Below are 10,632 nucleotides of genomic sequence, written 5' to 3'. Positions count from 1 at the left end.
GCGCGACGTCGTCGCACTTTCCGCCTTGCGCGCTCAGGTGACTTACAATATTGGCTTTGCGCCGGGCCTTTCGGCCATAGCGGGCGCCGACTGAACGAGTAATTCATGAGCCTCATCGATCTATCCGAAGTGAAGCCCGGTTCCCACGTCACGTTGCATTACCGGCTGGCACTGGCCGACGGCGCCGACATCGTCAACACCTTCACCGACAAGCCGGCCACGCTGCTGCTCGGCGCGGGGCAACTGGCGCCGTCGCTGGAACAGATTCTGATCGGGCTCAGGGTCGGCGACCACTCGACTTTTCAGCTAACGCCCGAACAGGGGTTCGGTCCCCGCAATCCCGACATGCTCCAGCGCGTCACGCTGTCGACGCTGCGCGAGAACGGGATGGTCGGCGACGATTTCACGCCGGGCGAACTGATCGAGTTCAACGCGCCGGACGGCGGCCGATATGCGGGGGTGCTGAAGGAAGTCAGCGAAACCTCCGCACTGTTCGACTTCAATCATCCGCTCGCGGGCCAAGCGCTCACGTTCGAAGTGAAAATCATCGGAATCCTGTAATCATGAGCACCACCGATACGCTGTCCGGGCAGACCGTCGCAGCCGATGCCGAAATCCTGCTGGCCCAGCCGCGCGGTTTCTGCGCGGGTGTCGATCGTGCGATCGAGATCGTCGAACGCGCCATCGCGATGCACGGTGCGCCGATCTACGTTCGTCACGAGATCGTCCACAACAAGTACGTGGTCGAGGATCTGAAGAAGAAAGGCGCGATCTTCGTCGAGGAACTCGAGGAAGTGCCGGCCGGCAATACCGTGATCTTCAGCGCGCACGGTGTGTCGAAGGCCGTGCGCGACGAGGCCGACGTGCGCGGGTTGCGCATTTACGACGCAACCTGCCCGCTCGTCACGAAGGTGCACGTCGAGGTGGCGAAGATGCGCCAGGACGGCGTCGACATCGTCATGATCGGGCACAAGGGGCATCCGGAAGTCGAGGGCACGATGGGGCAGGTCGAGCGCGGCATGCATCTCGTCGAGAGCGTCGAGGACGTGCAGAAGCTCGAGCTCGCCGATCCCGAGCGCATCGCGCTCGTCACGCAGACGACGCTGTCCGTCGACGACGCAGCCGAGATCATCGGGGCGCTGAAGGCCAAGTATCCGAAGATCCGCGAGCCGAAGAAGCAGGACATCTGCTACGCGACGCAGAACCGCCAGGATGCGGTGAAGTTCATGGCGCCGCAGTGTGATGTCGTGATCGTCGTCGGCAGCCCGAACAGCTCGAATTCGAGCCGCCTGCGCGAAGTGGCCGAGAAGCGCGGTGTGGACGCATACATGGTCGATGCGCCCGACCAGATCGATCCGGCATGGGTCGCGGGCAAGCGCCGCATCGGCGTGACGGCCGGCGCGTCGGCGCCTGAAGTGCTCGCCCAGGCCGTGATCGCGCGGCTGCGCGAACTCGGCGTGCGCAATGTGCGCGCGCTCGACGGCATCGAGGAAAACGTGTCGTTTCCGCTGCCGCGCGGGTTGAACCTGCCGCCCGCCGCCTGATTGCCGCATCGCACCTGCGGAACACCGAAGCGCGCCTCCCGGCGCGCTTTTTTTTGCCTGTCGAAATTGTAATCGCAACCATTATTCGGATTAATGGTGCAACCGGGTTGCTCTGCGCGCTTCCAAGCGTCTCTCAAATTTGGTTGCAATGCAGGAAAACCCCATCGAATCAGGATTATTGGCGTCCTATAAATGGAGTTACAATGCGCCCGTTTTCAGGCCTGAATGGCTTTGAAATCGGGTTTTGGCAAGGCGCGGGAGACCATTCAATGCACGTGAAGTTGGCTTACGCCGTGTCCGCCGCCGCACCGGTTGCAATGCTTGCCGGCTGCAGCAAAAAGAGCGACGACGGGGCGGGGAGGGAGGCTGCGGTGTTCGCGGCACCGCCGGCCAGCGGCGTGCGCGTCGCCGGAACCGGTCGTGCGGCATCGTTCGCGTGCCGCATCGCGCAATTGGGCAAGGACAAGGAAAACGGGGCACGTTTGGCGATCGAGGAAATCAACGCGCTTGGCCTGGCGAACGGCCAGGCAGCGGGTAAGCAGGTTGCAACCCAGCAAGCCGCCGGTCGTGGCGTGACAGCGACCGTGCGTGCCGATCGACGCAGGCCGGCCATGGTGCCCGGCGATGCGGGCAGCGTGCCGATGTCGCTGGTCCCCTTTCAATTCGATTCGACGAAACAGCGCGTTGCCGCGAGCAATGATGTCGTGGCGCGCGGTCTGGTTCGTACGATGGATTCCGACGCAGTCCTGACGAATGTCGGGTGTGGCGTTCGCGGTGCCTTGCGAGGCGGCGCGGTACGGAATCCGATCTGCCCGGGTGCGGGGCTTGCCTCGCACCGGACGGAAAAAGGCACGGATGCCGGGCAACCGGACGATGGCCGTCTCGGCATGCTGCCCTACGACTTCAAGGAGGCCACGAACACCGTCCTCGATGTCGTGACGATTTAGCGACGGGACTCATGACGGCACCGGAACAGTGCGGTGCCGTTTTTGTATCCGCTCCGGCGGCAGGTCCGGCCGTACAGGCCGGGCGGCGCGCGCCGGGACGATCCACCCTTACCGGTATCGACTAGTACCCGCAGTGTCGCCGAGAAGGCGCGATTCCTCGCTTACCCGCGGGGCGCAACGTCCTCCGGCAGCACGGGCCAAGGAGCTTTAAATGGATATTTTCGTCCAGCAGGTTCTCAACGGGCTGGTGCTCGGCAGTGTCTACGCCATCATCGCGTTGGGCTACACGATGGTGTACGGCATTCTCGGCATCATCAACTTCGCGCATGGCGACGTGCTGATGATCGGCGCGATGGTCGCCCTGTCGGCCATCACCGTGCTGCAGAACCATTTCCCCGGACTCGGCAACGTGGCGACGCTGACGATCGGCCTGGGTATCGCCGCAGTCGTCTGTGCGTTCGTCGGCTTCACGATCGAACGTGTCGCATACCGGCCGCTGCGTCGCGCACCGCGCCTCGCCCCGCTGATCACCGCGATCGGCGTGTCGATCCTGCTGCAGACCGCCGCGATGATCATCTGGTCGCGCAACCCGCTGCCGTTCCCGCAATTGCTGCCGACCGATCCGATCAACGTGATCAAGGCGACCGACACGACGCCCGGCGCCGTGATCTCGGTCACTGAAATCGTGATCATCGCGGTGGCGTTCATCGTGATGGGTGGCCTGCTGCTGCTCGTGCACAAGACCAAGCTCGGCCGCGCGATGCGCGCGATCGCCGAAAGCCCGAACACCGCAAGCCTGATGGGCGTGAACCCGAACTTCGTGATCTCCGCGACGTTCATGATCGGCTCCGCGCTCGCCGCGCTGGCCGGCGTGATGATCGCGTCCGAATACGGCAACGTGCACTTCTACATGGGCTTCATCCCCGGCATGAAGGCATTCACGGCCGCGGTGCTGGGCGGGATCGGCAACCTCGGCGGTGCGATGGTCGGCGGCGTGCTGCTCGGCCTGATCGAACAGCTCGGGGCCGGCTACATCGGCAACCTCACGGGCGGCGTATTCGGCAGTAACTACCAGGACGTGTTCGCCTTCATCGTGCTGATCATCGTGCTGGTGTTCCGTCCGTCCGGCCTGCTGGGCGAACGTGTCGCGGATCGCGCGTAACGGAAGGGAGCAAACAACATGACATCCATTCAACCGATCGAATCCTCGACGTCGCTCGTCGAAGAGCGCAACACCGCCAAGACCGTCATCATCGGCATCCTGACCGCGGTCTTCGTGATCGCCGCGCCGATCATCATCGGCTCGGCCGGCGGCAACTACTGGGTCCGCGTGCTCGACTTCGCGATGCTGTACGTGATGCTCGCGCTGGGCCTGAACGTGGTGGTCGGCTTCGCCGGCCTGCTCGACCTGGGCTATATCGCGTTCTACGCGGTGGGCGCGTACACCGCGGCATTGTTGAGCTCGCCGCACCTGACCTCGCAGTTCGAGTGGATCGCGGCGCTCGCGCCGAACGGGCTGCATGTGCCGTTCTTCATCATCGTGCCGATCGCAATGGCGCTGGCGGCGACCTTCGGGATCCTGCTCGGTGCGCCGACGCTGCGCCTGCGCGGCGACTACCTGGCGATCGTGACGCTCGGCTTCGGTGAAATCGTCCGGATCTTCATGAACAACCTCGACCGTCCGGTGAACATCACCAACGGCCCGAAGGGGATCACGGGGATCGACCCGGTGCACGTCGGCGGCTTCAACCTGTCGCAGACGCACTCGCTGTTCGGGCTCCAGCTGCCGTCGGTGTACATGTACTACTACCTGTTCGTGCTGTGCTCGCTGCTGGTGATCTGGGTGTGTACGCGCCTGCAGCACTCGCGTATCGGCCGCGCATGGGCGGCGATCCGCGAAGACGAGATCGCGGCGAAGGCAATGGGCATCAACACCCGTAACGTGAAGCTGCTCGCATTCGCGATGGGCGCGTCGTTCGGCGGCCTGTCGGGCGCGATGTTCGGCTCGTTCCAGGGCTTCGTGTCGCCGGAATCGTTCACGTTCTGGGAATCGATCGTCGTGCTCGCGTGCGTGGTGCTCGGCGGCATGGGCCATATCCCGGGCGTGATCCTGGGCGCGGTGCTGCTCGCGATCTTCCCGGAATTCCTGCGCTCGACGATGAGCCCGCTGCAGCATGCGCTGTTCGGTCATGACATCGTCGATACGGAAGTGATCCGTCAGGCGCTGTACGGCCTCGCGATGGTGGTCATCATGCTGTACCGCTCGGAAGGCCTGTGGCCCGCGCCGAAGCATGAGGACAGGATCGCGAAACTGGCGAAGCGCGCCAGCAAGAAGCCGGTGCGCGCTTAACCTACGGACACAGGGGATATACACATGAGCGACAAGCAAATCCGACTGTCCGTCAAAGGCGTGAACAAGCGCTTCGGCGGCCTGCAGGCACTGTCCGACGTTGGCCTGCAGATCAAGGAAGGCGAGATCTACGGCCTGATCGGCCCGAACGGCGCTGGCAAGACGACGTTCTTCAACGTGATCACGGGCCTCTACACGCCGGACTCCGGCGAGTTCAAGCTCGACGGCACGGAATACAAGCCGACCGCGGTGCATCAGGTCGCGAAGACGGGCATCGCGCGCACGTTCCAGAACATCCGCCTGTTCGGCGGGATGACGGCCCTCGAGAACGTGATGGTGGGCCGCCACGTGCGCACCAAGCACGGGCTGCTCGGCGCGGTGTTCCAGACGCCGGCCGAACGCCAGGAAGAGCGCGAGATCAAGGAACGCGCGATCGAGCTGCTCGAATACGTCGGCGTGCTGCAGTACGCCGACTACACGTCGCGCAACCTGTCGTACGGCCACCAGCGCCGTCTCGAGATCGCGCGCGCACTGGCGACCGACCCGAAGCTGCTCGCGCTCGACGAGCCGGCGGCCGGGATGAACGCGACCGAGAAGGTCGAACTCACGCGCCTGCTCGACAAGATCCGCTCGGACGGCCGCACGATTCTCCTGATCGAGCACGATGTGAAGCTCGTGATGGGGCTGTGCAACCGGATGACGGTGCTCGATTACGGCAAGGTGATCGCCGAGGGTCTGCCGCAGGACGTGCAGAAGAATCCGAAGGTGATTGAGGCATATCTCGGCGCAGGGGTGCACTGATGGCAGCGGCAATGTTGAAAATCAAGGGCTTGCAGGTCAACTACGGCGGCATCCAGGCCGTCAAGGGCGTTGACATGGAAGTCCGTCAGGGCGAGCTCGTGACGCTGATCGGCGCGAACGGCGCGGGCAAGACCACGACGATGAAGGCGATCACGGGTCTCAAGGCGTATTCGGCAGGCGACATCGAGTACGACGGCAAGTCGATCAAGGGCATGCCGACCCACGAGCTGCTCAAGCGCGGCCTCGCGATGGTGCCGGAAGGCCGCGGGATCTTCGCGCGGATGTCGATCATCGAGAACATGCAGATGGGCGCATACCTGCGCAACGACGCCGAGCAGATCAAGAAGGACGTCGACCGGATGTTCGGCTTCTTCCCGCGCCTGAAGGAGCGTGCAACGCAGCTCGCGGGCACGCTGTCGGGCGGCGAGCAGCAGATGCTGGCGATGTCGCGCGCGATTCTCTCCAAGCCGAAGCTGCTGCTGCTCGACGAGCCGTCGATGGGCCTGTCGCCGATCATGGTCGAGAAGATCTTCGAAGTGGTGCGTGAAATCTCGAAGGAGGGCATCACGGTGCTGCTGGTCGAGCAGAACGCACGCCTTGCGCTGCAGGCGGCCGACCGAGGCTACGTGATGGATTCGGGCACGGTCACGATGGAAGGCGATGCGAAGCAGATGCTCGACGATCCGAAGGTGCGTGCCGCGTACCTGGGCGAATGAGTGAGTGAATGAGCGGGCCCGGTGGCGCGCGACGGCAGGTGCCGGGCGCGTCTCACACGGGCTTTCGAAAGGCTGTCACGGGATGCCGTGACAGCCTTTTTTTTCGTGTCACGCGATTCGGGTCGAACTTGTGCGGGCGGGCGCGACTCCATTCGACTGTTGCGCCGCGCATGCGGCGCGGGAACGATGGGGGCGGCCGCTCGTTGCCGGTCGCCAGCAAACCGACACACGGGCCGCGTAGCATCGGCGGCCGATCGGCACACGGAGAGCACGCATGAGTCTGGACTACGGTTTCGTGAAGGCGAAGGTGACATCGGTGGCGAAGCTGAAGGGCTCGCCGCACGGCAGCGAGATCCAGTATCACATCCACCTGACGCTCGCGTTGCCCGGAGGCAACTGGGATGTCGCGATCAACGTCGGCACCAGCGACGCGGACGACCTGCTGAACTACAAGCTCGTCTACGATTTCCACCACCCGATTACGCAGACGCTCGCGGCCGCGGCGGAAGGCTACACGGACCTGACGGGGCAGGCCGCGTTGCCCGCGCTCGACTACATGCGCAGCGACATCCTGAACGAAACGGGTGCGTGGCGCCCGAGCGCCGTGATGGACGGTACCGAGAATCAGGAGCCGATTCCGTCGCTGCTGCGGCTCGTGAATGCCGCGCAGTCGCAGGGGCTCGACGTCGTCGTGTTCGGCCGCTCGTATGCCGAAGGCAACGGCATCCACGACACGCACATGAACCAGGGTTCGACCGGCGCGAACTACCTGCACCGTGCGGGCGACGACCACAACGACCACAACGACATCTGGCAGGACGGCGCGCTGATCGTGCGCGTGAGCGACACGCAGTGGGCTGCGTATTTCGCCGCGTTCGAGCAGCAGGCCGTGCCGACCGACGCGCTCGGCAATCCGCTGCCGGGCGCGGGGCCGATCACGCGCTGAGCGGGCTAGCTGCCGGCCTTTGCTTCATGCGGCCGGCAGCGTCTTGCCGAACGAGATGCGATCCTCGACGCGATAGCCGAGTGCCGCGTAGAAGCGGCACGCGTCGTCGTTGCCGGGCAGCACCTGCAGGTTGATCTTCAGGCAGCCGCGTGCGGCGAGCGCGCGTTCCGCATGCGCGATCAGTGCGCGGCCGATGCCGAGCCGCCGCGCGTCGTTCGATACGCCGAACGAGTAGAGCCAGCCGCGATGCCCGTCGAAACCCGCCATCAGCGTGCCGACGACGCGCGCGCCGCTGATCGCGACGAAGAACAGTTCCGGCTGCGTCGCGAGCTTCAGCTCGATCGATCGCAGCGGATCGCGGTGCGGTGGTGCGTCCGCGTCTTCGTACTGCGGGAACGCGTCGCGCCATACCGCGAGCACGGCATCGGTGTCGGCGCGTTCGAACGGGCGGATTGCGACAGCATCGGCGGCGGCATCCATCGCGGCGGTCTCCTTAGAGCGTGTCGAGAACCGACCGCAGCATCGCCATCATCTGGTCGATTTCCTCGGTCGTCACGTTCAGTGCGGGCATGAAGCGCAGCAGGTTCGGCCGCGCGGCGTTCAGCAGCAGGCCATCGGGCTGCATGTCGCGCGCTTTCTCGACGATCTGCGGGCCGATGTCCTTGCCGAGCAGCAGCGCGCGCAGCAGGCCTTCGCCGCGTTCGCCTTCGAAGCCGCGCTCTTCCGATAGCTCGAGCAGCTTGCGCTTCAGGTATTCGCTGCGCTCACGCACGCCTTCGAGGAAGCCCGGCGCGACGAGCTGCGAGATCACCGAATAGCCGACCGCCGTCATCAGCGGGTTGCCGTTGTACGTGCCGCCCTGGTCGCCGGCCTCGAACACCGCAAATTCGGCCTTCGACAGCAGCGCGCCGAGCGGGGCACCGCCGCCGATGCCTTTCGCGAGCGTCATGACGTCCGGCTCGATGCCGGACAGCTCGTACGCGAACAGCGTGCCCGCGCGGCCGCAGCCGCTTTGCACTTCGTCGACGATCAGCAGCAGGTTGTGCTGCTTCGTCAGCGCGCGCAGCGCCTGCATGAATTCACGCGTGGCCGGAATCACGCCGCCTTCGCCCTGGATCGGCTCGAGCATCACCGCGACGGTCTTGTCGGTGATCAGCTTCTCGACCGAGTTGATGTCGTTCAGCTCGGCTTTCGGGAAGCCCGGCACCTGCGGTGCGTAGATCGTGTCCCAGCCCGGCTTGCCACTGGCCGACATCGTCGCGAGCGTGCGGCCGTGGAAGCTGTGGTCGAACGTGATGATCTCGTACGCGCCGTTCTTGAACTTGCGACCCCACTTGCGTGCGAGCTTGATTGCGCCTTCGTTCGCTTCCGCACCGCTGTTCGTGAAGAACACCTTGTCGAACACGCTGTGCTGCGTGAGCAGACCCGCGAGCTTCGCCATCGGTTCGTTGTAGAACGCGGGCGACGGGTTCAGCAGCATTGCCGCCTGCGTCTTCAGCGCTTCGACGATGCCTTCGTTGCAATGGCCGAGACTGTTGACGGCCCAGCCCTGGATGAAGTCCAGATAGCGCTTGCCGGTGTGATCGTAGAGCCACGAACCCTTGCCGTGCGTAAACACGATGTCGGGGCGGTTCGTGATGTACATCAGCGAGTCGATCGGATAATCGTTCAGGGGCATGGCAGCAGACTCCAGCGGACGTTGAAAGGGAAACAGGCAATAAAAAAGCCACGGAAGGCCGTGGCTGGTGGGTCGAACAGCTTGTGCGTAACCGGTGAAGCAGTGTGGGGTTACGCGCGAGTCCGTGACGAGCCTGCGGCATCCGGGCGGAGCGGCGAGCGGCGACGTCGAAGGGCGGACAGGAAGCAGTTCATGTGCGCAAGCATAAGGCATCCCGCGCCTCACTGTAAACCGCCGCGATGCCACCGGTGTGACATCGCGGCGCGCAGTGCTGTACGCGGGTGCGCGGGCCTTAGACCGGATGTGCGAGATCGGCGGCGCTCGTGAACGAGTCCGCGTAGAACTCGTCGGCCGGCAGCGCGTGGTGCTGCGTGAAGTCGCGCTGCGCGGATTCGACCATCACCGGCGCGCCGCACGCGTACACCTGGTGGGCCGACAGATCGGGCAGGTCCTCGATCACCGCGCGATGGACGAAGCCCGTGCGGCCCGTCCACTGATCGCCGGCGTCCGGCTCGGAGAGCACCGGCACGTACTTGAAGTTCGGGATCTCGCGTGCCCACTGCTCGGCGAGCTCGCCGAGGTAGATGTCCTTCTTGCGGCGCGCACCCCAGTAGAGCGTCATCGGGCGCGTGATGCCCGTGTGCTTCACGTGCTCGATGATCGCCTTGATCGGCGCGAAGCCCGTGCCCGATGCGAGCAGCACGATCGGCTTGTCGGAATCTTCACGCAGGAAGAACGTGCCGAGCGGGCCTTCGAAGCGCAGGATGTCGCGCTCCTTCATCGCGCCGAACACGTGATCGGTGAACTTGCCGCCCGGCATGTGACGGATGTGCAGCTCGACCGGGCCTTCCTCGTGCGGCGCGTTCGCCATCGAGTAGCTGCGGCGCGAGCCGTCCTTCAGGATGAACTCGACGTACTGGCCTGCGAGATACTGCAGGCGTTCGTTGGCAGGCAACTGCAGCTTCACGACCATCACGTCGTCGGCCTTGCGTTCGAGCGCGGCGATCCGGCACGGCAGCTTCTTGACCTGCACGCCGTCGACGCCGGCGATTTCGCGCACGTCGATTTCGAGATCGCACTGCGCCTTCGAGCAGCACAGCAGCGCGAGGCCGCGCGTGCGTTCGTCGTTGGACAGTGCCGACGCGGCGTGCGGGCCCTGTTCGATCTGGCCCGACACGATCTGGCCCTTGCAGGAGCCGCACGCGCCGTTCTTGCAGCCGTACGGCAGATGGACGTTCTGGCGCAGCGCAGCCGCCAGCACGGTTTCATCCGACTCGACCTGGAATTGCCGGCCGCTTTGCTTGAGAGTGACGTTGAATGCCATAGAACCAAACTAGAACAAAATGTGGGGACCGTGCATGTGGCGCACGGCAGCTACAATGCAAGCCCGTTGCGCGTCGCGCAACGGTGGCTACTGAATTCGCAACCAACATGATCGCGACTCGAATCCTGCGCCGGCCGCGCGCACTGATCGTCGGCTGCGGCGACGTCGGCATGCGCTGCGTCGCGCAATGGCGCGACACGCACCGCAACCTGCGGATCTTCGCGCTGACGAGCCACCCGGCCCGCCGCGACGAACTGCGCGCCGCGGGCGCGACACCGATCGTCGGCGACCTCGATCGCCGGGCGACGCTCGGCCGCCTCGCGGGT

At 64.8% G+C, this 10,632-nt stretch carries 11 protein-coding genes and 1 pseudogene; 9 read left to right on the top strand and 3 right to left on the bottom strand.

What is annotated here, in order from left to right:
* Nucleotides 1-105 precede the first annotated feature (105 nt).
* The 8 genes from JYJ84_RS18610 (at nucleotide 106) to JYJ84_RS18575 (ending at nucleotide 7,304) form a co-directional block, all read left to right on the top strand.
* Nucleotides 106-561: a peptidylprolyl isomerase gene (locus JYJ84_RS18610; protein WP_027786673.1), complete on the top strand. Its 456-nt coding sequence runs from the start codon at nucleotides 106-108 to the stop codon at nucleotides 559-561.
* Nucleotides 562-563: 2 nt separating this feature from the next.
* A complete protein-coding gene (gene ispH, locus JYJ84_RS18605) occupies nucleotides 564-1,544 on the top strand; it encodes a 4-hydroxy-3-methylbut-2-enyl diphosphate reductase (protein ID WP_011352949.1) in 981 nt (326 codons plus the stop codon).
* Between the two features lie 203 nt (nucleotides 1,545-1,747).
* Nucleotides 1,748-2,491 (top strand): amino acid-binding protein, encoded by a 744-nt coding sequence (locus JYJ84_RS18600; RefSeq protein WP_174976929.1) that lies wholly within the window; start codon nucleotides 1,748-1,750, stop codon nucleotides 2,489-2,491.
* A 211-nt stretch (nucleotides 2,492-2,702) separates the two neighbouring features.
* The gene (locus JYJ84_RS18595) at nucleotides 2,703-3,653 is read left to right on the top strand and encodes a branched-chain amino acid ABC transporter permease (RefSeq protein WP_006488946.1); all 951 of its coding nucleotides are present in this window, start codon (nucleotides 2,703-2,705) and stop codon (nucleotides 3,651-3,653) included.
* Between the two features lie 18 nt (nucleotides 3,654-3,671).
* The gene (locus JYJ84_RS18590) at nucleotides 3,672-4,841 is read left to right on the top strand and encodes an ABC transporter ATP-binding protein (RefSeq protein ID WP_122946080.1); all 1,170 of its coding nucleotides are present in this window, start codon (nucleotides 3,672-3,674) and stop codon (nucleotides 4,839-4,841) included.
* Between the two features lie 24 nt (nucleotides 4,842-4,865).
* Nucleotides 4,866-5,642: an ABC transporter ATP-binding protein gene (locus JYJ84_RS18585; RefSeq protein ID WP_043187587.1), complete on the top strand. Its 777-nt coding sequence runs from the start codon at nucleotides 4,866-4,868 to the stop codon at nucleotides 5,640-5,642.
* On the top strand, nucleotides 5,642-6,358 hold the full coding sequence (locus tag JYJ84_RS18580; RefSeq protein ID WP_122946079.1) for an ABC transporter ATP-binding protein: 717 nt from the start codon (nucleotides 5,642-5,644) through the stop codon (nucleotides 6,356-6,358). Before JYJ84_RS18585 ends, JYJ84_RS18580 begins: the two co-directional genes overlap by 1 nt.
* A gap of 274 nt (nucleotides 6,359-6,632) precedes the next feature.
* Entirely contained in the window at nucleotides 6,633-7,304 is a 672-nt protein-coding gene (locus JYJ84_RS18575) for a DUF2278 family protein (RefSeq protein ID WP_174955439.1), read from the top strand.
* A gap of 24 nt (nucleotides 7,305-7,328) precedes the next feature.
* Here the strand turns inward: JYJ84_RS18575 and JYJ84_RS18570 are convergent, their stop codons facing one another.
* The 3 genes from JYJ84_RS18570 to JYJ84_RS18560 form a co-directional block, all read right to left on the bottom strand.
* Entirely contained in the window at nucleotides 7,329-7,784 is a 456-nt protein-coding gene (locus JYJ84_RS18570) for a GNAT family acetyltransferase (protein ID WP_175223026.1), read from the bottom strand.
* A 13-nt stretch (nucleotides 7,785-7,797) separates the two neighbouring features.
* The gene (locus JYJ84_RS18565) at nucleotides 7,798-8,982 is read right to left on the bottom strand and encodes an acetylornithine transaminase (protein WP_175223027.1); all 1,185 of its coding nucleotides are present in this window, start codon (nucleotides 8,980-8,982) and stop codon (nucleotides 7,798-7,800) included.
* A 292-nt stretch (nucleotides 8,983-9,274) separates the two neighbouring features.
* Nucleotides 9,275-10,306 (bottom strand): CDP-6-deoxy-delta-3,4-glucoseen reductase, encoded by a 1,032-nt coding sequence (locus JYJ84_RS18560; RefSeq protein ID WP_122946075.1) that lies wholly within the window; start codon nucleotides 10,304-10,306, stop codon nucleotides 9,275-9,277.
* 107 nt (nucleotides 10,307-10,413) lie between these two features.
* On the opposite strand from JYJ84_RS18560, the pseudogene JYJ84_RS18555 reads away from it, so the two are divergent.
* Nucleotides 10,414-10,632 (top strand): annotated as a pseudogene (locus JYJ84_RS18555) (SDR family NAD(P)-dependent oxidoreductase); the annotation flags it as partial.

Origin of the sequence: Burkholderia sp. LMG 13014 (assembly GCF_905232215.1) — a bacterium.
Lineage (GTDB): Bacteria > Pseudomonadota > Gammaproteobacteria > Burkholderiales > Burkholderiaceae > Burkholderia.
Note: the sequence above shows the minus strand (reverse complement) of the source record. Positions and strands in the feature narration are given on the sequence as shown.